The 23,089-nt window shown below is 59.8% G+C and carries 25 protein-coding genes; 13 read left to right on the forward strand and 12 right to left on the reverse strand.

Annotated elements, in window-relative coordinates; genetic code table 11:
• Window positions 1-64 precede the first annotated feature (64 nt).
• The 9 genes from hydA (at window position 65) to ACR0KL_RS05145 (ending at window position 8,057) form a co-directional block, all read left to right on the forward strand.
• The gene (gene hydA / locus ACR0KL_RS05105) at window positions 65-1,519 is read left to right on the forward strand and encodes a dihydropyrimidinase (protein ID WP_170677678.1); all 1,455 of its coding nucleotides are present in this window, start codon (window positions 65-67) and stop codon (window positions 1,517-1,519) included.
• A 54-nt stretch (window positions 1,520-1,573) separates the two neighbouring features.
• Window positions 1,574-2,371, forward strand: a complete 798-nt coding sequence (locus ACR0KL_RS05110; protein ID WP_170376555.1) for an ABC transporter ATP-binding protein — start codon at window positions 1,574-1,576, stop codon at window positions 2,369-2,371.
• Entirely contained in the window at window positions 2,361-2,804 is a 444-nt protein-coding gene (locus tag ACR0KL_RS05115; protein WP_480554576.1) for an N-acetyltransferase family protein, read from the forward strand. Before ACR0KL_RS05110 ends, ACR0KL_RS05115 begins: the two co-directional genes overlap by 11 nt.
• Window positions 2,801-3,733 (forward strand): ABC transporter permease, encoded by a 933-nt coding sequence (locus ACR0KL_RS05120; RefSeq protein WP_170376556.1) that lies wholly within the window; start codon window positions 2,801-2,803, stop codon window positions 3,731-3,733. Before ACR0KL_RS05115 ends, ACR0KL_RS05120 begins: the two co-directional genes overlap by 4 nt.
• Window positions 3,730-4,575 (forward strand): ABC transporter permease, encoded by an 846-nt coding sequence (locus ACR0KL_RS05125; RefSeq protein ID WP_170677680.1) that lies wholly within the window; start codon window positions 3,730-3,732, stop codon window positions 4,573-4,575. Before ACR0KL_RS05120 ends, ACR0KL_RS05125 begins: the two co-directional genes overlap by 4 nt.
• Before the next feature lie 56 nt (window positions 4,576-4,631).
• Window positions 4,632-5,621, forward strand: a complete 990-nt coding sequence (locus ACR0KL_RS05130; RefSeq protein WP_170376562.1) for an ABC transporter substrate-binding protein — start codon at window positions 4,632-4,634, stop codon at window positions 5,619-5,621.
• Between the two features lie 159 nt (window positions 5,622-5,780).
• Complete coding sequence (locus tag ACR0KL_RS05135) at window positions 5,781-6,494, forward strand: ABC transporter permease (RefSeq protein WP_480776694.1); 714 nt, start codon at window positions 5,781-5,783, stop codon at window positions 6,492-6,494.
• Complete coding sequence (locus ACR0KL_RS05140) at window positions 6,487-7,221, forward strand: ATP-binding cassette domain-containing protein (RefSeq protein ID WP_170677684.1); 735 nt, start codon at window positions 6,487-6,489, stop codon at window positions 7,219-7,221. Before ACR0KL_RS05135 ends, ACR0KL_RS05140 begins: the two co-directional genes overlap by 8 nt.
• Window positions 7,222-7,241: 20 nt before the next feature.
• Complete coding sequence (locus ACR0KL_RS05145) at window positions 7,242-8,057, forward strand: substrate-binding domain-containing protein (RefSeq protein WP_170677686.1); 816 nt, start codon at window positions 7,242-7,244, stop codon at window positions 8,055-8,057.
• Between the two features lie 39 nt (window positions 8,058-8,096).
• On the opposite strand, the gene ACR0KL_RS05150 is transcribed toward ACR0KL_RS05145, so the two are convergent.
• From ACR0KL_RS05150 to ACR0KL_RS05195, 10 genes are all read right to left on the reverse strand, one after another.
• A complete protein-coding gene (locus ACR0KL_RS05150) occupies window positions 8,097-8,969 on the reverse strand; it encodes a helix-turn-helix transcriptional regulator (protein WP_170677688.1) in 873 nt (290 codons plus the stop codon).
• Entirely contained in the window at window positions 8,970-9,095 is a 126-nt protein-coding gene (locus tag ACR0KL_RS05155) for a hypothetical protein (RefSeq protein WP_256439764.1), read from the reverse strand.
• Between the two features lie 13 nt (window positions 9,096-9,108).
• Complete coding sequence (locus tag ACR0KL_RS05160; protein WP_170677690.1) at window positions 9,109-10,371, reverse strand: c-type cytochrome; 1,263 nt, start codon at window positions 10,369-10,371, stop codon at window positions 9,109-9,111.
• Entirely contained in the window at window positions 10,372-11,577 is a 1,206-nt protein-coding gene (locus ACR0KL_RS05165) for a formate dehydrogenase subunit gamma (RefSeq protein ID WP_170677692.1), read from the reverse strand.
• 70 nt (window positions 11,578-11,647) lie between these two features.
• A complete protein-coding gene (fdh3B, locus tag ACR0KL_RS05170; protein WP_170376582.1) occupies window positions 11,648-12,244 on the reverse strand; it encodes a formate dehydrogenase FDH3 subunit beta in 597 nt (198 codons plus the stop codon).
• 16 nt (window positions 12,245-12,260) lie between these two features.
• Window positions 12,261-15,155 carry a formate dehydrogenase subunit alpha gene (locus tag ACR0KL_RS05175; RefSeq protein ID WP_170677693.1) on the reverse strand — a complete coding sequence of 965 codons (2,895 nt, stop codon included), beginning with the start codon at window positions 15,153-15,155 and terminating at the stop codon, window positions 12,261-12,263.
• A gap of 133 nt (window positions 15,156-15,288) precedes the next feature.
• Window positions 15,289-15,477: a ubiquinol-cytochrome c reductase iron-sulfur subunit N-terminal domain-containing protein gene (locus ACR0KL_RS05180; protein WP_170376587.1), complete on the reverse strand. Its 189-nt coding sequence runs from the start codon at window positions 15,475-15,477 to the stop codon at window positions 15,289-15,291.
• A 57-nt stretch (window positions 15,478-15,534) separates the two neighbouring features.
• Window positions 15,535-16,146 carry a molecular chaperone TorD family protein gene (locus tag ACR0KL_RS05185; RefSeq protein WP_170376589.1) on the reverse strand — a complete coding sequence of 204 codons (612 nt, stop codon included), beginning with the start codon at window positions 16,144-16,146 and terminating at the stop codon, window positions 15,535-15,537.
• A 3-nt stretch (window positions 16,147-16,149) separates the two neighbouring features.
• Window positions 16,150-16,722 carry a DUF3306 domain-containing protein gene (locus tag ACR0KL_RS05190; RefSeq protein WP_170677695.1) on the reverse strand — a complete coding sequence of 191 codons (573 nt, stop codon included), beginning with the start codon at window positions 16,720-16,722 and terminating at the stop codon, window positions 16,150-16,152.
• Window positions 16,719-17,273: a DUF3305 domain-containing protein gene (locus ACR0KL_RS05195; RefSeq protein ID WP_480776695.1), complete on the reverse strand. Its 555-nt coding sequence runs from the start codon at window positions 17,271-17,273 to the stop codon at window positions 16,719-16,721. Before ACR0KL_RS05195 ends, ACR0KL_RS05190 begins: the two co-directional genes overlap by 4 nt.
• A gap of 262 nt (window positions 17,274-17,535) precedes the next feature.
• On the opposite strand from ACR0KL_RS05195, the gene ACR0KL_RS05200 reads away from it, so the two are divergent.
• Window positions 17,536-19,491 (forward strand): 4Fe-4S binding protein, encoded by a 1,956-nt coding sequence (locus tag ACR0KL_RS05200; protein ID WP_480776696.1) that lies wholly within the window; start codon window positions 17,536-17,538, stop codon window positions 19,489-19,491.
• Here ACR0KL_RS05200 and ACR0KL_RS05205 read toward each other — a convergent pair.
• Entirely contained in the window at window positions 19,485-20,213 is a 729-nt protein-coding gene (locus tag ACR0KL_RS05205) for a c-type cytochrome (RefSeq protein WP_480776697.1), read from the reverse strand. The genes ACR0KL_RS05200 and ACR0KL_RS05205 overlap by 7 nt on opposite strands.
• A 108-nt stretch (window positions 20,214-20,321) precedes the next feature.
• Between ACR0KL_RS05205 and ACR0KL_RS05210 the strand changes: the two genes are divergently transcribed.
• Genes ACR0KL_RS05210 through ACR0KL_RS05220 form a run of 3 tightly spaced genes read left to right on the forward strand, consistent with a single transcriptional unit; the run spans window position 20,322 to window position 22,554 of the window.
• Complete coding sequence (locus ACR0KL_RS05210; protein ID WP_170677704.1) at window positions 20,322-21,383, forward strand: Mrp/NBP35 family ATP-binding protein; 1,062 nt, start codon at window positions 20,322-20,324, stop codon at window positions 21,381-21,383.
• Entirely contained in the window at window positions 21,380-22,075 is a 696-nt protein-coding gene (locus tag ACR0KL_RS05215; RefSeq protein WP_170677705.1) for a biotin/lipoate--protein ligase family protein, read from the forward strand. Before ACR0KL_RS05210 ends, ACR0KL_RS05215 begins: the two co-directional genes overlap by 4 nt.
• Window positions 22,075-22,554 (forward strand): DUF6505 family protein, encoded by a 480-nt coding sequence (locus ACR0KL_RS05220; protein WP_480776698.1) that lies wholly within the window; start codon window positions 22,075-22,077, stop codon window positions 22,552-22,554. The genes ACR0KL_RS05215 and ACR0KL_RS05220 overlap by 1 nt, the downstream gene beginning before the upstream one ends.
• Before the next feature lie 6 nt (window positions 22,555-22,560).
• Here the strand turns inward: ACR0KL_RS05220 and ACR0KL_RS05225 are convergent, their stop codons facing one another.
• Window positions 22,561-23,061, reverse strand: coding sequence for a flavin reductase family protein (locus tag ACR0KL_RS05225; protein ID WP_170677709.1), 501 nt, complete (start codon window positions 23,059-23,061; stop codon window positions 22,561-22,563).
• Between the last annotated feature and the right edge of the window lie 28 nt (window positions 23,062-23,089).

Raw genomic sequence — 23,089 nt, forward strand, 5'->3', positions numbered from 1 at the left:
GACTCCCCCGGGATATTTTTAGCCAGATGAAGCAAGCGGCGCAGACCGCAACAGGGAGTTTGAAATGAGTACTGTTATCAAGAACGGGACCATCGTGACCGCTGATCTGACCTATAAGGCGGATGTGAAAGTTGAGGGCGGCTTGATCACCGAGATTGGGCCGGACCTGCGCGGCGACAAGGAGTTGGACGCCTCTGGGTGCTACGTGATGCCCGGTGGGATCGACCCGCACACGCATCTTGAGATGCCGTTCATGGGGACCTATTCCAGCGACGATTTCGAAAGCGGCACGCGCGCGGCCCTGGCAGGTGGTACAACGATGGTTGTGGATTTCGCGCTGCCCAATCCGGGCGAGAGCCTGCTGGATGCGCTCAAGCGTTGGGACAACAAGTCGACGCGGGCGAATTGTGACTACTCTTTCCACATGGCGGTGACCTGGTGGGGTGAGCAGGTGTTTGACGACATCAAGACGGTGATCGAAACGCGCGGCATCAACACGTTCAAGCACTTCATGGCCTATAAGGGCGCGTTGATGGTGAATGACGATGAGTTGTTTGCCTCGTTCAAACGTCTGGCAGAGTTGGGCGGTACCGCGATGGTGCATGCCGAGAACGGTGACGTTGTAGCCGAGCTGAGCGCTAAACTGCTGGCCGAGGGCAATACCGGGCCCGAGGCACATGCCTATTCCCGTCCGCCGCAGGTCGAAGGCGAAGCGACCAACCGCGCGATCATGATTGCGGACATGGCGGGCGTGCCTTTGTACGTGGTGCATACCTCCTGCGAAGAGTCGCATGAGGCCATTCGGCGCGCAAAGATGCAGGGCAAGCGAGTGTGGGGAGAACCTTTGATCCAGCACCTGACCTTGGATGAAAGCGAGTATTTCCACCACGATTGGGAACATGCGGCGCGGCGGGTCATGAGCCCTCCGTTCCGGAACAAGCAGCATCAGGATAGCCTGTGGAACGGTCTGCAATCTGGCACTTTGAGCGTTGTCGCGACCGACCATTGCGCCTTTACGACCGAACAGAAACGCTATGGCGTGGGTGATTTCACCAAGATCCCGAACGGGACCGGAGGGTTGGAGGATCGGATGCCGATGCTCTGGACCTATGGGGTGAATACAGGGCGTTTAACGCCGAATGAGTTCGTAGCTGTTACTTCAACAAACATCGCCAAGATATTGAATTGCTATCCGAAAAAGGGTGCGGTTTTGGTTGGCGCAGATGCTGATCTGGTGGTGTGGGATCCGGACAAGGCCAAGGTGATTTCGGCCGAAACGCAGCAATCTTCGATCGACTACAACGTGTTCGAGGGTAAAGAAGTGCGCGGGTTGCCGCGATTCACGCTGACTCGTGGTTCGGTTGCCGTGCATGATGGTGAGATCCAGACGCAGGAAGGGCACGGGAAGTTCGTGGCGCGTGAGGCCAACACCCATGTGAACAAGGCGCTGAGCACCTGGAAAGAACTGACCGCCCCGCGCCCGGTGGAGCGGACGGGTATTCCGGCGACGGGTGTCTGACGCATTCGGGCCGCTTGTCGGGCGGCCCGCAATCAAATTTTTCAAGGCTATGGAATGAACACTGACTCTACGACCCAGCCTGTGATCGAGGCAAGGCAGCTGGATCTCACCTTCCAGACGAATGACGGCCCGGTTCATGCGCTGAAAGATGTGAACCTGACGATCGACAAAGGCGACTTTGTCAGCTTTATCGGCCCTTCGGGTTGCGGTAAGACCACTTTTCTGCGCTGCATCGCGGCTTTGGAGACCCCGACCGGCGGCACTCTGACCGTCAACGGCATGACCCCGGATGAGGCGCGGCGCAAGCGGGCCTATGGCTATGTGTTTCAGGCGGCGGGTCTGTATCCGTGGCGGACCATCTCCAAGAACATCAAGCTGCCGCTTGAGATCATGGGTTATTCCGCGTCCGAGCAGGAAGAGCGTGTGAATAAAGTGCTAGAACTTGTTGATCTTGCTGGGTTTGGTGGGAAGTTTCCATGGCAGCTGTCGGGCGGTATGCAGCAGCGGGCCAGTATCGCGCGGGCCTTGGCCTTTGACGCGGATATCCTGCTGATGGACGAACCATTTGGTGCGTTGGACGAGATCGTGCGCGATCACCTCAACGAGCAGCTTCTGGCGCTCTGGGCGCGCACTGAGAAGACGATTGGTTTTGTGACGCACTCGATCCCCGAGGCGGTGTATCTCAGCACTAAGATCGTGGTCATGAGCCCTCGGCCCGGGCGGATTACGGATGTGATCGACAGCCCTCTGCCCAAGGAACGGCCCTTGGATATCCGCGACACGCCGGAGTTTATCGAGGTTGCACACCGGGTGCGGGACGGCCTGCGGGCGGGGCATTCCTATGATGACTGATGGGGCTTCGGATATGATCAGGCGCGCCACGTTGCAGGACGTGCCGGCCTGTGCCCAAGTGATCCATGATTGGGCCTGCCAGACGGATTGGATGCCGGAAGAACTGCCGGTTGAACAACTGACAGCCTTGATTGAAGAGGCGTTCGATCATCGTGAGGTCTGGGTCACCGGTAACCCGGTCGATTGCTATATGTCCGTAGACCCGAATGAGCAGAAGATCGGTGCGCTTTATTGCAGACGGACCGGTCAGGGCATCGGCAAGCGCTTTGTCGACAAGGCCAAAGAGGGACGCGCGTTTCTTTGGCTTACGACACACACGCCGAACACGGCGGCGCAACGGTTCTATAATCGCGAAGGGTTCGAGGTAACAAGCGAAGAGCCTCCCGTGCCCCCGGACACCGTGCCGGTCTACCGGATGGAGTGGCACGCATGAAGCAGGTCTTATCGGTTCTGACTGTGCTGCTGGCCATTGCGGTCCTGTGGTATCTGGCCGTTGCACCAATGAATGTTCGTGTCTCGCTTGATCAGGCGGAACGTGCAGGGGAAACTGTGACGCCCGAGACGTCGAGGGACCGTCAGCAGGTTTCGGTTTGGGTTCTGATGGTGCAGAACCCGTCGCATATCGCAGGTGGTTATGAGCTGGACCGACCGCGCCTGCCAACGCCTGTTCAAGTTGGGCAGGAGCTTTGGAAAACCACCGGCGAAATGGTGATGCGAGGGCGGGCGATGTCGAAACGCTCGTTGATCTATCACGGGTGGATCACGCTGCAATCCACGCTCTGGGGATTTGTGCTGGGCACGGCCGTTGGCATCCTGGGGGCCGTGGCCATCGTCTATTCCCGCGTTGTGGATATGAGCTTGATGCCATGGGCCATCATCAGCCAAACCGTGCCGATCGTAGCGCTGGCTCCGATGATCATCGTCCTGAGTTCTCAGTTGGGGATCGAAGGGCGCGGGGTGCCCAAGGCGATTATCTCGGCTTACCTATGCTATTTCCCCGTGCTGGTCGGGATGGTTAAAGGGCTGCGCTCGCCAGCCGTTTCGCAGCTGGATTTGCTTCAGACCTACAACGCGACGGGCTTGCAGGCGTTCCTGAAACTGCGCTTACCGTCCTCGGTGCCTTATCTGTTTACATCGTTAAAGGTGGGCATCGCAGCTGCTCTGGTCGGGACCATTGTGGGTGAACTTCCCACCGGAGCAATTTCAGGCCTCGGCGCGCGCATTTTGATCGGAGATCAATTCGGCACGCCTCTGGCCATTTGGGCGGCGTTGTTCGCAGCGGCCATTCTGGCGGGTATTCTGGTGACTTTGCTGGATATTCTGCAGCGAGTGACCCTGAAACGCATGGGGATGAGCGCATGAGCTGGTTGATCTTTTCCCTCATCTTCTGGGCTGGTGCCTGGTGGCTGAACGCGTGGCTGGCACGGTCGATCTACCGGGAGTCCAAAGGCGTACGCGTCTTTGTGCCCGTGCTCTTTGGTGTCACACTGCTGATCCTGTGGGAGGGGTTGGTGCAGGGGCTGGGCGTCTCGCCCGTGATCCTGCCGCCGCCGTCAATGGTGGCGCAGACCTTTGTGAACTCGACCGACATTCTGTGGCAGGACTTCAAACAGACTGTGTTCAAAGGGGCATTCACCGGATTTGCAATCGGAGCTACCGCCGCTTTTCTAACGGCCGTTCTAATCGACCGGTCCGTCTTTCTGACCCGAGGGTTGCTGCCCATCGGTAACTTTGTGGCCGCGCTGCCTATCGTTGGAATCGCGCCTATCCTGGTCAGCTGGTTCGGGTTCGACTGGCACTCCAAGGCGGCGGTGGTTGTGGTGATGGTGTTCTTCCCGATCCTTGTGAATACGGTGCAAGGCCTGCGTGAGGCGGATGCGATGCAGCGTGACCTGATGCGGACCTATGCGGCCAGCTACACGCAAACGCTGATCAAGCTGCGCCTGCCTGCGGCCATGCCCTTCATATTCAATGGCCTCAAGATCGCCACGACACTGGCGTTGATCGGGGCGATTGTGGCCGAGTATTTCGGCTCACCCACGCGTGGTATGGGCTTTCGGATTTCAACCGGGGTGGGCAGCCTGTCGATCGACCTCGTCTGGGCCGAAATCGCAGTGGCGGCAATCGCCGGAACAGTGTTCTATGCTTTGGTGGCAGGGCTCGAAAAAATGGTAACCTTTTGGCACCCCTCACAACGCAGATAACAAGACCAACCAGACCCCGAAAACGGGGCACAATTCGTAACAAGGAGAAGATGAAGATGAAAAAGCTACTCAGCGGGGCGGTTGCCGCCTTTAGCCTGGCCGCCAGTGCATCACTGGCCGCCGATGAGGTGACGTTGCAGCTCAAATGGGTCACGCAGGCGCAGTTTGCAGGCTACTACGTCGCGAAGGACAAGGGGTTCTACGAGGAAGAAGATCTGGACGTCACCATCCTGCCGGGCGGTCCCGATATCGCGCCCACACAGGTGATCGCAGGTGGCGGTGCGGATGTAACCGTCGAATGGATGCCGGCCGCATTGGCTGCGCGGGAAAAGGGCTTGCCGCTGGTCAATATCGCGCAGCCTTTCAAAAGCTCAGGCATGATGCTGACCTGCTGGAAGGACGCGGGGATTTCTTCACCCGAGGATCTGAAGAACCGCACCCTCGGCGTTTGGTTCTTTGGCAACGAATTCCCGTTCATGAGCTGGATGAGCCAGCTGGGAATCGACACAGGCGGAAAAGCTGAAAACGGTGTTGAGGTGCTGAAGCAGGGCTTTAACGTCGATCCTCTGCTGCAGCGTCAGGCCGATTGCATCAGCACCATGACCTACAATGAATACTGGCAGGTCATTGATGCAGGCGTGAATCCGGATGAGCTGGTGACCTTCAAGTACGAAGACCAGGGTGTCGCGACGTTGGAAGATGGCCTGTATGTTCTGGAAGAGAACCTGAGCGACGAAGCCTTTGTTGAGAAAATGCAGCGCTTTGTGCGGGCCTCGATGAAAGGCTGGAAATATGCCGAAGAGAACCCGGATGAGGCCGCTCTGATCGTTCTCGACAATGACGCCACCGGGGCGCAGACCGAAGAGCATCAGAAACGCATGATGGGCGAGATTGCTAAACTGACCGCAGGATCGAACGGGGCACTGGACCCGGCTGATTTTGAGCGTACGGTCAGCACGCTGCTCGCAGGTGGTTCCGATCCGGTCATCACCGCGAAGCCGGAAGGGGCGTGGACACATCAGGTGACCGACGCGGCGCTGAACTAAACCTGTCAGGCATTTCTGACGCAAAGACGCGGTCCCAAAACGGGGCCGCGTTTTCTGTTTCGACTGTCGGATTCGTGTATGTACTCTTGGTGAATCTGTAGTAGTATTTCCTTGTAATTTAACGCAAATCGTCCATCCAAGCGCACTCGGAAGGATAAAATGCAAGGATCTGCAGAAGAATTCAGTCACGCCCTCTCTCTCATTCTCGATGGGGATGCAGAGCTATGGGCGATTGTTTTCCTGTCTCTGAAAGTGTCCGTGTTCGCGGTGCTGATCTCGGCGCTGATTGGGATGCCCGTTGGGGCGGCGCTTGCCGTGGCGCGCTTTCCCGGCCGCCGCGCGTTGATCGTGCTGATGAATGCTTTGATGGGCTTTCCACCGGTGGTGGTCGGCTTGTTGGTTTATCTGATGCTATCCCGTTCGGGACCTTTGGGAGTGTTGGAACTGCTCTATACGCCCACCGCCATGATCATCGCGCAGGTGGTTTTGGTCACGCCCATCGTCGCCGCACTGACCCGGCAAGTGGTTGAGATGTTGGCCGAAGAATACTCGGAACAACTCCGTTCACTTGGGGTGTCGCGTCTGGCCTCGGTTCCGGTGTTGTTGTGGGATGCGCGCTTGGCTTTGATTACTGCGCTTTTGGCCGGGTTTGGACGGGCCATTGCCGAGGTGGGCGCCGTGATCATCGTGGGCGGCAACATCAATCACGTCACGCGGGTCATGACGACGACAATCGCGCTCGAGACCTCCAAGGGCAATCTGGCTTTGGCGCTGGCGCTGGGGGCGATCCTGATCGGGATCGCGGTGGCTGTGAACGCCATGGTCAGCGCCGCCAGCCTCCGCGCCGAACGGGAGGGGTTGCGTCATGCGTGATCTGACCTTTGAGATGACACAGTCCCTGCAGGTCCGCGATCTGGTCATCCGGCGCAACGGACAGGTCCTTCTGGATGTGGCTGATCTAACACTGGACGGGCCGGGGCCAACACTGTTGTTGGGTCCGAACGGCGCGGGTAAAAGCCTGCTCTTGCGGTGTTTGCATGGGTTGATCTCACCAGATCAGGGGCAGGTTGTGCAGGATGGCACTCCGCTGAATGCTTCTCATACAGCGCGGCAGGCGATGGTGTTCCAGCAGCCCGTTCTTCTGCGCCGATCGGTGTCCGCCAATCTGGACTTCGTCCTGAAACGGCAGGGGCTGGCGCGTCGCGCACGCAAACTTCGGATTGCCGAGCTGTTGGCCGAAGGAGGCCTTGAGAGCAAAGCCCGCCAGCCCGCGCGGTCCTTGTCGGGCGGGGAGGCGCAACGGCTGGCGATCCTGCGAGCCTTGGCGATGACCCCTGAGACCTTGTTTCTGGATGAGCCGACCAGCGCACTGGACCCAAGCGCTGTACAGACGATTGAGCGTATGATCCTGCGGGCTTCGGCGCGTGGGGTGAGGATCGTCATGGTGACACATGACATCGGACAGGCGCGGCGGTTGGCTGCGGATATTGTCATGATGCAGGGCGGGCGTGTGGTGGAACACGGACCGGCCAAACAGGTTCTGGATGCCCCAGAAAGCGACGCATCACGTCGCTATCTCTCGGGTGCATTGGTTACATAACAAAAACATTGGAGCATGTGATGAGACGGGCAGTTTTGCGCGCAGCGGCGCTTGGGCTTGGGATGATGGCTGGCATAGCCACAGCGGAGGAGCCGTTTATCGTGGTGCAATCCACCACCTCGACCCAGAATTCGGGGTTGCTGGACTATCTTTTGCCGGGCTTTGAGGCGGAAAGCGGCATTGATGTCCGCGTCGTGGCCGTTGGCACTGGTCAGGCCATTCGCAATGCGGTGAACGGCGATGGGGATGTGCTGCTGGTCCATTCCAAGCCTGCGGAAGAGAAGTTTGTTGCGGATGGTTGGGGCGTTGAGCGTTTGGATCTGATGTATAATGACTTTGTTCTGGTCGGGCCAAAATCGGACCCGGCGGGCGTCAAAGGGGGATCAGATATCCTCTCCGCGCTGATTGCGATCGAGGCGGCCGAGGCCGTATTCGCCTCGCGCGGAGATGACAGTGGAACGCATAAGGCCGAGATGAGCCACTGGGCGGATGCCGGTTTGAACCCGACCAGCGCGTCGGGCGAATGGTATCGCGAGACCGGATCTGGCATGGGGGCCACTTTGAACATTGCCAGCGGCATGGGGGCCTATACGCTGACCGACCGGGCGACCTGGCTGTCCTTTGGTAACAGAGGCGATCTGGAGATTCTGGTCGAGGGTGATCCACGATTGTTTAACCAATATGGGGTGATCCTGGTGAATCCCGAGCGGCATCCGAAAACGCGCGCCAATGCCGGGCAGAGATTCATTGATTGGCTGACAGGGCCGGACGGTCAGGCGGCGATTGCGGACTTCCGGCTGGAAGGGCAGCAGGTGTTTTTCCCTAACGCGCAGTAAAATGGCCTGCGGTGAGCGTATTCTTGAAACGATGAAGCGCTAGCCGCTGGCGCCATTGTGGTGGACCTGGCCCAAACCGGTCAGGTCGTACCCCCCAAACTCCGACGCGCGCGTGCGGAACTGATCCGAGCGTATGAAGCGCAGCAGTTTTTGCATCGGCTCGTCAAAATACGCCCGCCGCCAGATCGCCAGATCCAACCGTTCCGAGTGGGTCGGCACGAAGCGCAGGCTGTAAAGGCTGGCCAATGCGCCCAGACCAAACCCGGCCTCAGCCTTGTTGTCGTGCAGAGTGATGGCCAGCTCTTCCTCGGTGCGGGCGCAGGTGGGCAGGGCGGTCAGGTCGTCTCGGGTCAGGCCGTGGGTTGTGAGTTCGGCATCGAACAGACGTTGGCTGGCGGCGCTGTTTTGGCGCAGGACGACGCGGCGACCTCTGAGGTCGTCAAAACCTGCAATGTCCGAGGTCTCCGGAGACAGCAAAAGTCCACGTTGTCGCTGCGCGATCTCGATCAGGACCACAGGGGCCTCACCCAAAGCATCGCGCAGGGATTGGGTGTTGAAGCCATTGTCCTCATGGATATGCAGCGCTGCTGCTTGTGCGCTGCGACTTCCAAGGCGACTGAGACCGTCGAAAGAGCCGTCGTAATACGTCGCGAGGCCAGATCCGCTCTCCCGCAGTGCCCAGTCCAGCAGTGGATCATGGCTGCCCGCGATGATCGGGGGCAGGGGCGGTTCCGCTACCTCTGGGCCAGAGCGGGAGGCGTTAAGCCATGCAATCACCTCGGACCGGGGAAACAGCAGCTTACCCATGGCGCGGACACAGGGCACCTCACCCGAGGAGGCGAGATCATAAGCTTTCCGCTCGCCGATCCTTAACAGGTCGGCCAGCTCTTTCGTCGTCAGGTATTCGGACATTCAGTCGAGGCGCACAGCAGGGCCAGAGGTCGCCTGTTCCGCGCTGAAGCCGATTTGGTTCAGCGCAAAGGGGGCGGCAACAGTGATGACGACCATTGCAGTTGCGGCGGCAAGAAAGGCTTTCATCGTTTCCTCCGGTTCAGTTCGGATCGACCGTTGCGCGGCGCAAAAAGGTGATCAGGTCGTTCCGGTCCTGTTCTTGCGTGATCCGCTGCATCGGCATCTTTGATCCTGGAATGTAGTGATCCGGCCCCTCATCGAAAAGGGCATTTATCGTCTCGTCATTCCAAATGATATCAGAGTCTTGCAGCGTTTCCGAGTAGAAATAACCGGGCAGGGTTCCGGCTTGCCGTCCGAACACTTCATAAAGCGTCGGACCTGCACGGCGTTGCCCGTCCGGTGTCAGGCTGTGACAGATCGAGCATTTTCGGGCAAATTGCCGTTCGCCGTTGCTCATCTGGTCGGGGTCTTTCAAAAAGCTGGGCTCAGACACAGCCATCTGCTCCTGATCCCGCAGTGCGGCGACGGGCCAGCTATACATGGCCTCATCAATTCCGCCCGCATGGATGTTCTGACCGTCAGCCGAGAACGCCAGCGCCCAGACCGGCCCCCGCAGCGTGGCGCGAAAATCTTGGGCAATTCGCCAGTCCACCGTGTCGATCACCATGATGTAGCCTTCGCCATCCCCGACGGCCAAAAGGCTGCGATCGGGGCTGAGGGCCAGCGCCAGAATAGGGCGTCGGTCCAGCGTGAAATCTCTCTCTTCATCCGTGCTGAGGTCGCGGATACGGGTCCCGCCATCCACAGCGCCATAGGCGATCCAGCCGTCTTGTTCGTTCAGGGCAAGCTCATTGATGCCGAAACCATGTTCGACCACGCGCCGGGTTTCCTGGCCGCTGGCCACGTCCCATTCGCGCAAGCTGCCGTCCACGCCCGCTGAGAACAGCCGGGTTCCATCCTCTGAAAACACCACTGCGTTCACACCGCCACCGGCCGGACCCAGCATCTGCGGGGCGGAGCCGTCCACCGGCCACAACCCAATTGTTCCGTCCCAACTGGCTGTTGCCACATGGGTTTTTGAGGCTGCAAGGCCCACGATTTTGCCCTTGTGCTGGCCCACGACCTCTCCACCCGGCCAGCGGCGCAGGGTGAAATCGTCTCCGGCGGAGTAGATGGCAGTGCCGTTGAAAACCACGGAGTTGACGGCGGCTTCGTGGCCCTCCAACCATTCGGGCATTTGATCGGACCACAGGCCAACCGAATTGTCGAAGCTGGCCGTGGCGATCCGCCCGTCAGGTGCGGTTGCGATGCCCATGATTGGCCCGCCATGGCCTTTGAGCGTAAAGAACTCGGACCATGCGGGCAGGGGGATCAGGGCCAGCGCGACGGCGAGCCAGCGCATCTATTCAGCGGGAGAGGCCGCTGCTTTACCCGCCTCTTTTTCCTGCACCTCTTCCAGCCAGAGCGAGTGATGCTCACGCGCCCACTGTTCTTCGACCTCGCCAGTGCCCATGGCGTCAAACGCGCCCTCCATCCCGACCGAGCCGAGGTAAATATGGGCGATAATGATGGCGATGAAGACATAGGCCACCATGACGTGCCAGACCTGTGCGTATTGCATCTCTTCCTGCGGGGACATTTGGACGGGCAGGCTCAGGCCAAGTGCTTGAGGAATGCCGGTGGAGTTGGCGATCGAGAAGGTTTTGGCGAACATCGGCAGTTCGAATGGGAACAGTAGCGACAGGCCGGATAGGCTGATCGAGATACCCAGCAAGATACAGGCCCAGAAGATGATTTTCTGGCCCGCGTTGAACTTTTTGGCGGGCGGATGGCTGCCTTTGGTGAACAATCCCCCTCCGGCGGCCAGCCATTTCAGGTCGGTTTTGTTGGGAATGTTATGGGCGATCCAGTTCACGGTGACGATGATCAAGCCCAGCATGAAAGCCCAGGCGAGGTTGTTGTGCAGCCATTTGCAGCCCTGCGCGATGGTGGCGAAGCCTTCCTTGCCGAAGACCGGGATCAGGAAGTCGCGGCCATAAAGCGTCAGCAGGCCAGTTATACTGAGGATCAGGAACGACCCGGCAAACAGCCAGTGCCCGAACCGTTCAAAACTGTTGAAGCGTAGAACCGTGCGGCCTGTCTTCTCCCCATCAATGCGGATTTTACCGCGGATGAGGAAGAACAGCAGAATGACGGCTGCCATGCCAGCAATAATGTAGCTGCCATACTCACGCAGCGGGCCGGTGCGGAAGTTCCACCACCACATGCCGCCATCCTGAATCAGGACACCAGCGGCAGGCCCTTGAGACGACACCGTTGTATCGGCCGAGCCAAAGCGAATAGCCCGATACACATCGCTATCCGAGGCAACACCGCTTGTTCCGAATTGCCCCAGCAGCCCCTCGACATTGCCCTGACCTGTGTTTTCCGAGCGGTAGGCGTTGTCCACTTTCTCTCCCCGCTGCCGCGCCAAAATATCTTCTAGCGTCGTGGCACCGCCAGTCGAGGCGCGTTCATCCGCGGCAGGGGCCTCGGTCTCGGTGCTTTGGGCAAGGGCGAACTGGGTCAGCCCAAGGGTGAACAGAAGGGCGAAAATGAGACGGAACATCTGGACCTCGGTCAAAATTCCAATGCAGGTGACCCACCTTGGCGGGTCACCTGTTCTTTGCGCAGACGAATTAGCCGTCTTTCTGATCGTAGGCGGTGCCCCAACCCCACGCGCCCGAGCCAAACCCGCGCGCGACGACACGCTCGCGGTAGATGGCCGAGACGACGTCGCCGTCACCGGCGAGCAGGGCCTTGGTGGAGCACATCTCGGCGCAGATGGGCAGTTTGCCCTCGGCGATCCGGTTGCGACCATATTTGGCGAACTCTGCGGTCGAGTGCGTTTCTTCGGGGCCGCCGGCGCAGAAGGTACATTTGTCCATCTTGCCGCGCGATCCGAAGTTGCCCGCCTGCGGATATTGCGGCGCGCCGAAGGGGCACGCGTAGAAGCAATAGCCGCAGCCAATGCACAGGTCCTTGGAGTGCAGGACGACGCCTTCTTCGTTCTGATAGAAGCAGTCGACCGGGCACACCGCCATGCAAGGCGCATCAGAACAATGCATACAGGCCACCGAGATCGAGCGTTCGCCCGGGTTGCCGTCATTGATCGTTACCACCCTGCGGCGGTTGATGCCCCATGGCACCTCGTGTTCGTTCTTACACGCGGTGACACAGGCGTTGCACTCGATACAGCGTTCAGCGTCGCAGAGAAATTTTGCTCTTGCTGCCATTTTTCTCTTCTCCTCCTTACGCTGACCAGATCTTGCAGAGAGTCGCTTTGGTCTCCTGCATCTGGGTCACTGAATCATAGCCATAGGTCTGGGCAGTGTTGGTACTTTCACCCAGCACATAGGGATCGGCACCTTTGGGATATTTCTCCCTAAGGTCCTCGCCCTGGAAATGGCCGCCAAAGTGGAATGGCATGAAGGCTACGCCGGCACCGACCCTGTTGGTCAGCATCGCCATCACCTTGACCTTGCCGCCCTCAGGACCTTCGACCCAGACCTGTGATCCGTCCCTAATACCAAGGTTGTTGGCATCGCGCGGATTGATCTCGACGAACATGTCCTGCTGAAGCTCCGCCAGCCACGGGTTGGACCGTGTCTCATCGCCGCCGCCTTCATATTCGACCAGACGACCTGACGTGAGGATTATCGGGTAATCCTTTGAAAAGTCGTTCTTTTGGATCGAAGCATAAAGGGTCGGTAGGCGATAGGCCTGACGGTCCTCGTAGGTTGGATAGTCCTCCACCAGATCGCGCCGGTTCGTGTAGAGCGGCTCGCGGTGCAGCGGGATCGGATCCGGGAAGGTCCAGACAACCGCGCGGGCCTTAGCGTTCCCGAAGGGCGCACAGCCATGAGCGATCGCGACCCGCTGGATACCGCCGCTGAGGTCGGTTTTCCAGTTGGTCTCTGGTCCCGCAACGGCGTCGATTGCCGCGCGTTCCTCCGCCGTCAGGTCACCATCCCAACCAAGGTCCATCAGCATCTGCATCGTGAATTCGGGATAACCATCCTGAATTTCCGATCCGACGCTATAGACCCCTTCGGCCAGCAGGTTGTCACCATCGCGTTCCACCCCGAAACGGGCGCGGAAGGTCAGGCCGCCTTCGGCCACCGGTTTGGACATGTCATAGAGGTTCGGTGTCCCCGTATGACCCATCTCGGCCGTTCCCCAGCACGGCCATGGCAGACCGTAATACTCGCCGTCGTTGGGTCCACCAATGGCTTGCAGCGTGGTTCTGTCGAACGTGTGCTGGTTGGCCATATGGCTTTTCAGACGTTCTGGCGACTGACCGGTATAGCCGATGGTCCAGAGGCCCGAGTTGAACTCACGCGTGATGCTTTCAACATTCGGGGTTTCCGGGTCGTCCATCTCGATGTTGCGGAACAGACGATCCGCCCAGCCGAACTTGTTGGCGAACTTGGCCATGATGACCTCGTCCGGCAAGCTTTCGAAAAGAGGATCAACCACCTTGTCGCGCCATTGCAGCGAGCGGTTCGATGCCGTGACCGAGCCACGGGTCTCGAACTGGGTACAGGCTGGCAACAGGTAAACGCCATCAGTGCGGTCTTGCAGAACGGCCGAGACGGTGGGATACGGGTCGATCACGACCAGCATGTCCAGCTTCTCCATCGCCGTCTTCATTTCCGTCATACGGGTCTGAGAGTTGGGCGCGTGGCCCCACAGAACCATGGCGCGGACGTTGTTGTCCTGATCCATATTGGCAGGGTCTTCCAGAACACCGTCGATCCAGCGGGAGACCGGAATGCCGCGCTCGTTCTGGAGCGGTTTATCCTTGCCTTCCTTGTCCTTGATCGTGGCGAACTGACCGGCCAGCCATTCGGGATCTTCACCCCAGACACGGGCCCAGTGACCCCATGCCCCTTTCGACAGGCCATAGTAGCCGGGCAGGGTGTGGGACAGAACACCAAGGTCTGTCGCGCCCTGCACGTTGTCATGGCCGCGGAAGATGTTGGTGCCACCACCCGTGGTGCCCATGTTGCCAAGCGCAAGCTGAAGCACACAGTAGGCGCGGGTGTTGTTGTTGCCGTTGGTGTGCTGAGTGCCACCCATGCACCACACAACGGTGCCGGGGCGGTTGTTCACCATGGTCCGGGCGACGCGGCGCAGCTGCGAGCCGGGTGTGCCGGTGACGCGCTCGACCTCATCCGGGGTCCACTTGGCAACCTCTTCCTTGATCTGGTCCATCCCCCAGACACGGGTGCGGATGAACTCTTTGTCTTCCCAGCCGTTGTCAAAGATGTGCCACAGAATACCCCAGACCAATGCGACGTCTGTGCCAGGGCGGAAACGGACATATTCATCCGCATGGGCCGCGGTGCGCGTAAAGCGCGGGTCGCAGACGATCAGAGGCGCGTTATTCTGCTCTTTCGCACGCAGGATATGCAGCAGCGAGACGGGGTGCGCCTCGGCCGGGTTGCCACCAATGATAAAGATGGCCCGGCTGTTGTGCATGTCGTTATAAGAGTTTGTCATGGCGCCGTAGCCCCATGTGTTCGCAACGCCCGCAACAGTGGTCGAGTGACAGATACGGGCCTGATGGTCCACGTTGTTCGTGCCCCAGTACGCGGCGAACTTGCGGAACAGATAGGCCTGTTCGTTGTTGTGCTTCGCAGAACCCAACCAGTACACGCTGTCCGGCCCGGATTCCTGACGGATGTTCATCATGCCGTCACCGATCTCGTTGATCGCCTCGTCCCAGCTGATGCGCTTCCACTCTCCGCCCTCTTTTTTCATCGGATATTTCAGGCGGCGTTCGCCATGGGCGTGTTCGCGGACCGCGGCCCCCTTGGCGCAGTGTGCACCCAGGTTGAACGGGCTGTCCCAACCGGGTTCCTGACCGACCCAGACACCATTTTGCACTTCGGCAACAACTGTACAGCCGACCGAGCAGTGAGTGCAGACGGATTTGATATTCTCAACGGCTTGGTTTGCCGCTGTCTGGGCGCTGGCTTGCGTCACGGTTCCACCCGTGGCGCTGATCGCGGCAAGGCCGCCGATCGTCAGGCCCGAGCCACGCAGGAATGCGCGGCGATCGACGGTTTTCTCGCCGACCTGGGACAGGATACTTGTCCGCTGGGGGCGTCTCGCAACCCCGTTGGTCTTTTTCCTAAGCATTGTTTTCCTCCCTTGCGCGCCGTGTCAGCCACGGCTGGCTTGGTACTTCGCGAACCGACATCAGGGCCAATCGCAACCGTCCGTCGGGTAGATGACATCGTCCGGCGGCTAGGCCGGGCGCAGTCGAGGCGGCTTAGAAGCGCGCGCTTTCCAGATACGCGCGGGTATGCGCGGTGTCCTGCATGCGGGTCTCGTCCGTCGGCAGCTCGGCTGCTTCGGCTTGACCGCTCAGGCTGGCGGCGGCGACAGCAGCGGGCGCTGCGGTTCCGGCCAGTTTGAGGAAGTCGCGGCGGGTTGCGCCTTCTTCCTTGGTCTTGCTCATGGGTGTCTCCTCTCCCATTTGCGATCTAGCGCCTTCTTGGCGCTGGTGAGTGGCGGGTTATGCCGCCGTCATTCGGAATGCCTCACGCTCGATCTCCATGAACACCCGACCGGCCGTCCCGACCGAGGCATAGAGAACCGAAGCTTCGGCAGCTTCCAAATCCGAATAGAAATGTGCGGCCCAAGGGCCGATATGTTTGTTCCAGAACGCTTTTTGATCGTCGAGCGACGCAGCGGTTCCGAACCGGCCCACGATCATGCCCGCCATAATCTCCATCAGCGAAGCGATGTTATCTTCGGGCTCGAACACATTCTTGGCACGGGTAATGCCGCGCACGGCCATATCATTGCGCAACTGAGCCAGAGGTTTTTCGTTCAGGAACCCGGTTAGGTAAAAGCTGGCATAGGGCAGCAGCTCACCACGGCCCAACCCGATGAACAATGCGTTGAACTCGCGTTCCGCGGCGGCGGGTTTGGTCACCTTGGCCACCCGTGCCATGGCTTGAATGGCCTGGCCCAGATCAGTGTCATCGCCGCTTAGCCCCGCCATCTGATCCAACAGCAATTGATCCGGCGGGCCAGCCAGCAGCAGGCCCAGAAAGTTGTAGAAATCCGCGCGCAGCCGATCCTCGGCTGAGATATCCATGTGTTGCGCGTTGCTTGCGGTCATCCGTTATCCTTCGAATTCAAATCTCATGCGGCGCGGGGCCGGGGTATATGGTTCGTCCTCGGGCTCTTCCGCATCAGCTAGAGCCATCGGTTCCGGCGCTGGTTCAGGTTCGGCGAGGGTGACAGGTTCTTCTTCCTCGACAGGCTCGGGGGTGTCGATTTCAGGCTCATCCTCTTCGGCTGCCAAAGCCTCAATATGCGCCAACATCCCTTTGCCGACCTGATAGGCGGTTTGGAGGTTTTCGATTACACAGGCGGCATCGGTATAGTCCTCGCCATAGTCAACCAGCCCATCCACGTTGGCCAGCACCGGGTTCAGCCGCCACAACCGACGCAGGGCGCGGCGGCGCAAGCGGTCGGGGACTGCCTTGGCCATGAAGCCCGACACATCATCGCCAACTTGCAACTGATCGGGGTCGGGCAAGTTGAACTCGGCCAGAATTTCGGCGTCGCTCTTTTCTTCCAACTCGGCCTGTTGCGCCGCAATGGTTTGTTGTTCCGCCGCGATTGCTTCGGCCTCGGTTTCGGCCTGAACTGCTGCCTTGCGGCGGGACCAGAAATCGCGGGGTTGGGTCATTGCAACACCTTCCTCGGTGCGCGGTACACGTCCGAGGTCTGCCGAATACGCGCATCCCCCTTGCCGTCCTCCACAAGGTCCGTGCGTTTCTTGTCACGACGGCGTTTGATGAAAACCTCATCCCGGTGGTGTTCGAAGGTGAAATCCCGAACCCAAGCGATCAGGCCTTCGGTCATGGGGATTTTCTCAACGATCTCTTCGCCGGTATCTGCATAATCCTGCCCCTCGAACGGAGAGGCGGTGATCAACGCCGCATCCATCGGGCGGTTGCCGTCCAGATCATTGCGAAGAACCAGATAGACGGAAGGCTGCCCATCGGAGAGATTGACCATGTAAGCTTCGGTCTCATCGGCCCAGAGGGTCAGGGGCAGGGTGGCGGCGTGGTATTCCACCGCATCACCTTCGCGCCGAAGCTCGACCCAATCAGCAGGGCCTGCACCGGGCAGCAAGGCAACCGCGCGCCAGTTCCACTTCGCCCAGCGAGTTACCCCGGGTGTCTTGCGCACGATGACGCCAACAGGCATTTCAATACGGCTTGCGGCCTTGGCCACTGGCTCCTCCCCGTAAGGCTCTCCCCTGCCTTACCCTAAGTCTACTATGGTACACATAGGGCGGCTCTGCCAAGTCTCAATCGCGTGAAAAACCTCTTGTACGACTAAAGTTTAACAAGTGAAATTCCGAGCGTTTGTGTCAGGAAAAACAGGCGCTCCCAAAGAATTTAATGTGCGATCCTTGGTGTTTGATAAAGACTGGATTGCCAGCCGAGCGATACCATCTAAGGTAACAAGTCAGAAAGCTGTCCGGGGGAGGGACATGGCCACCAAACTTATTCTATGTAACTGCGAAGGCTCGCAACGGGTGGATGCCGACCGTATCGGCACGGCCACCGAGCTGGAGTGCAGCAAAACGCACACCGCCCTTTGCACGCGAGAGCTGGGTGTTGTTGCTGACTTTATGAAGGGGGAAGACCAACTACTGATTGCCTGCGGGCAAGAGCAGGAGGTGTTCCGCGATCTGGCCGAAGATCTTGAGGTTGAATCACCTGCCTTTGTCGATCTGAGGGACCGCGCAGGCTGGTCTGACCAATCCGGTGACGCGGCCCCGAAGATGGCAGCCCTGGCGGCTGAAGCGTTGGTGCCCATGCCCATCTCGCCCAGTGTTGATGTAGTCAGCGAGGGGACCTGTTGCATCGTTGGCCCGGCCGAGGTCGCCTTCGATCTGGCGGAGCGTTTGTCGACTACGCTGGCGGTGACTGTTGTGACGGGAGATGAGACCTCGCCCATCAGCCGCAGCTTTGACGTGGTACGGGGGCAGGTGCGTTCGGTTTCGGGCGCTTTGGGTGGGTTTGTCCTGCGGATCGACGGGTTGCAGCAAATTGCCCCGGGTGGTCGTGGGGCGTTTGGCTGGACCGATCCGCGCGACGGGGCGCAGTCGGCCTGTGACATCCTGATTGATGCGACCGGAGACACGCCACTGGTTCAAGCTCCGGCCAAGCGAGAGGGTTATCTGCGGGCGGACCCGCGCGACCCACTGGCTGTCTCCAAGCTGGCGTTTGATGCAGCGCAGCTGTTTGGGACGTTCGAAAAACCTCTCTATGTGCGTCTTGAGGAAACTCTGTGTGCCCATTCGCGGGCCGAGCAGGTGGCCTGTACCAATTGCCTCGATATCTGCCCGACCGGGGCCATCACGCCCGCCGGAGAGCATGTTGCCATAGATCCCATGATCTGTGCTGGCTGTGGGGCTTGCGCGGCGCTGTGCCCCTCGACCGCGATCACCTATGAAGACCCGCCTGTGTCGGCGGTGCTGTCGCGCATGCATGTCCTGGCCCGGACCTATCGCCGGGCTGGAGGCTCCGCGCCGCGTCTGCTGGTGCATGACGCCCATGGGGCCGAGATGGTCCGACTTGCCGCGCGGTTCGGACGTGGACTTCCCGCCGATGTCATTCCGATGGAGTTGAGTGTGATTTCCGGTTTCGGCCACGCCGAGATGCTGGCCGCTTTGGCCCACGGCTTTGCGAGGGTCGACATCCTGCTGGCCCCCACGACCGAGCGGGACGCGCTGGACCGCGAGCTGGAGCTTGCACAGGCGATCGCGCCGGACGCGGGTCTTGGTTTGATTGATGAGGCCGACCCGGATGCGATGAGCGATCTGCTTTATGCGCAAGAGGTACCGGCGGCACTGACCGATCCGGTTCTGCCGTTGGGGAACCGTCGACAAGTCGCCCGGTTGGCAGCGCAGGCTCTGAACCCTAAGGCCGAGGAGCCTCTAGCTTTGCCCCAAGGCGCACCCTATGGGGCCGTCGCGGTGGATACGGATGCGTGTACGCTTTGCCTCAGCTGTGTGTCGCTCTGCCCATCGGGGGCCCTGATCGACAACCCGGATAAACCTCAGCTTAACTTCCAGCAGGACGCCTGTTTGCAATGCGGTCTGTGCCGCAACATCTGCCCCGAGGATGCCATTGCGCTGGTTCCCCAACTGGACCTGAGCGATGCCGCGTTGTCTCAGCAGGTGTTGAACGAGGAAGAGCCCTTTGAATGTGTCGAATGCGGTGCCCCGTTCGGTGTGAAATCAACGGTGGAGCGGGTCATGGAGAAGCTGTCGGGGATACACCCTATGTTTGCCTCGTCCGAGCAGGCGCGGATGATCCAGATGTGCGACAATTGCCGGGTGGGCGCGCAGTTCAACATGCAGGACAACCCGTTCCAGTCCAAGCCGCGGCCCAAGGTTGTGACGACGGATGACTATTTCTCAAAACGGAAGGATCATTGATGCTGCAGCGGCGCGCCGAGATCCGCTGCGCTGATGACCGAGACAAAGGCCAGGATGGCGTCCAGATCGTCCAGCGTCATCTCAACGGGGTGTATAGGCGACGGACGCGAGGGATCGAAAGGGGGCGTCAGACCTTCGATCTGCGTGAAGGCCGGGTGGGGGTTCAGCGCGAAGAAGGCCTGAAACCTCTCGTCCCAATCGGGCAATGTGCGCAACACGGCGAAAGAGGGGGTAGAACCAAGCCCATTCATGCGGTTCTGCGGGCCGATCACATGGCAGCGACCGCAATGGGTCATCGAAAGCTCCTCACCCAATGCGGTGTTGCCGTCGATGACTTCGGAGGCCTCGGCGCTGGCAACTTCGAAACTGGTACTAAAGGGCGGGCCTTGATCCGGGGCATAGCTTTCGATCGTGCGCTTGCCGATATCCGACAGGAGCCAGTCACGAAAGCGCTCCTGTTTCGGGTCGCCCTGAATGCGCAGGTGATAGACGATGTCGCCACGCGCAAAGACCGGATCGCCCTCGGCACCGGTATTCAACGACATAGCGCCCTCAGCATCGCTGATTACCCGTATCCCGGTCTTGAGTGAAAAGCGCGGAAGAATATGTTGCAAAAGGCCCGAGTTCGAAACTTCGGTCGGGCTGGCCAGGCCAATCGCGTCTTGCGCCCTGGAAGGGGTGGCGGAGAGCGTCAGGCTGAGGCACAAAAGGAAAAAGCGCATGCCCAAGCCTAATCGCCAAAAGGCAAATGCGTCAAATGAACGAAAAGAGACGGAGACACATGCAATGAAAAGCAACCATGCGATGGGGCAGGTTATGGGGATGATGGCATGAGTGTCCGTGACGCGGTTCTTGCAAACTTGAAAAAGATCACTGACCCGGTTTCCGGTCAGGATATCGTCAGCGCGGGCGTTGTGCGCGCCCTGAATGTCGAAGGCGATACCGTGCGCTTCGTACTTGAGATCGACCCCAAACAGGCCGAGCGGATGGAGCCGGTTCGCGCCGCCGCTGAGCAGGCCGCGCAGACGGTCGAGGGTGTTTCGAAAGTGTCGGCGATGATGACCGCGCATTCCGACAAGGCTCCACCGGATCTGAAGCCAAAACCAAAGCCCTCTCAGACTGGTCCGCAGGCTTTGCCTGGTGTGGATCGTATTATCGCCGTTGCCTCGGGCAAGGGTGGGGTCGGCAAGTCCACCGTATCCGCAAACCTCGCCTGTGCCTTGGCGGCGGAGGGGCGGCGTGTCGGGCTGTTGGACGCGGATGTCTACGGGCCGTCACAGCCTCGGATGCTCGGTGTCTCGGGGCGTCCGGCGAGCCCGGACGGCAAGACGATCCTGCCATTGCGCAATCACGGCGTGACCATGATGTCGATGGGTCTAATGACCAATGAAGGTCAGGCCGTCGTTTGGCGTGGCCCGATGCTGATGGGTGCGTTGCAGCAGATGATGAACCAGGTCCAATGGGGCGCGTTGGATGTGCTTATCGTTGACCTGCCGCCTGGCACTGGTGACGTGCAACTGACGCTCAGCCAGAAGTTCCAGGTGGATGGGGCTATCGTTGTCTCAACCCCGCAGGACGTGGCGCTGATCGATGCCCGCAAGGGGATCGACATGTTCAACCAGCTCAAGACGCCGATCTTCGGTATGATCGAAAACATGTCGACCCATATCTGTTCCAACTGCGGGCATGAGGAGCATATCTTTGGTCATGGCGGTGTCGCCTCCGAGGCCGAGGCTCTAGATGTGCCGCTCTTGGGTGAAATCCCGCTGCATCTGGATATCCGGTTGGCCGCGGACGGGGGTGCGCCCATCGTGGTCAGCAAGCCCGACAGCCCACAGGCCGACGCGTTCCGCAAGATCGCGCGCGACCTGATCGCCAAAGGCAACGCATGAGCGAACCGGTCTTTCCCCCTCTGTTGACAGGTCATCCCGCCAAGGGTGGGGAAGACCCGTTCGAAAAGGCCCAAGCCATGGCGGCGCTGGGCTGCGATTCCGGCTCGGTCGTGTACAATATTCAGGCCGATCGCCTGCGCGCGGCCATTGTTTTCGCGCCCGAGGTCGCCTTGCAGGACGCCATGGCGATGCTGCCGCTCTGCGCTGTCGGGTTTCAGAACGCGCTGGGCGCCTTGGCACCGCCAGAAGTGGCGGTGCATCTGGGCTGGGATGGCCTGATCTGCGTGAACGGTGCAAAATGCGGGCACTTCCATGTTGCCGCGTCGACCAGCGATCCCGATCAGATACCCGACTGGCTGGTCGTCGGGTGGGAATTGGTACTGCTGCAAACCAGCGACGCGCCCGGCCAAACGCCGGATGTCACCGCGCTCTATGATGAGGGCTGCGCCGACGTTTCGACAACCCAACTGGTGGAAAGCTGGTCACGGCATATGCTGACTTGGCTCAATCGCTGGTCAGAGGACGGCAACGCGCCGCTACACGGCGAATGGTTGGGTCTTCTGCGCGGCGTCGGAGAACCGATCGAGGGGCAGGGCGTGTTCCTTGGCACGGATGAGCGGTTCGGCATGTTGATCCGCGACGAGGATGAGACCCACCTGCGCCCACTCACAGACCTATTGGAGGCGACCTGATGAAACTGGCCCGCGCGATTCACTTCGACGAAAGCGACATGAACGTGTTCCACTCGCCTGCGCGCACGGGGGAATGGTGCATCTCGGGTGGGTTTGAGTTTTCGAACTGGGGGCAGGGCGATCTGGAAGGGAAAGCCCGACAGGCCTTCGCCAATGGCTGGCTAGGGTTGGAGACCTTTGGCCGTGTAACCTTTGTTGCCGTCACCCAGATCGAACCGGCGGAGAAGGACCAGATCGTTGAAAATCTGGCCGAGCATTTCGTGAAATTCTACGGCGCACCATCGGTCGAAGCCGCGAAGGGTGTGGCGCAATCGGAGATAGACCATATGTCCGAGCTATGCGACGAGCACGCCGCCAACACTCTGCTAACCGTTGCGCGTGAATTGACCGAAAGCGGCGTGCATGAAGCATTCCGCGTGATCACGCCGCAAGAAACACAGCTTGACGCCCTAGCGGTTCACGGCTCGCTTGACGACTGAGGGCCGTCAGATCAGGTCGACAAATCCGCCGAACTGACCGCGCTTGAAGATTAGGCCTTGGCCTGTACGGTACATGACCTGATCCACATGGCCAACCATGATCAGGTGATCGCCCGCTTCGTGGCAGGCGTGCAAATGGCAGTCAAACCGTGCGAGGCAATCGGCGAGTTGAGGCCGGCCCATATTATCTGCGCTCCAGTCTGCATGAGAGAAGTCTTCTCCGTCGCGCGCGAACCGCAGGCTTTGGTCCTGCTGCTCTTGTGCCATGACATGGATGGAATAGTGCTGGCAGTCCGAAAACGCGCCGAACCGGTTGGAATCCTTGGCCAAACACCACAGAACCAGCGGTGGGTCCAGTGAAACCGAGGTGAAGGAGTTCACGGTGATCGCGCGCGGCCCAAGTGCCGTCTGCGTTGTGACGACCGTAACACCTGTCCCGAAACACCCAAGCGCTTCACGAAACGCGGTGCTTTGATCAGGGGTCGGGATAAAAGTCTTCTCGGTCATTGCGCATCTGTTCTCTGCCCGATCGTCA

The sequence above is a fragment of the Ruegeria sp. C8 genome (assembly GCF_056537565.1).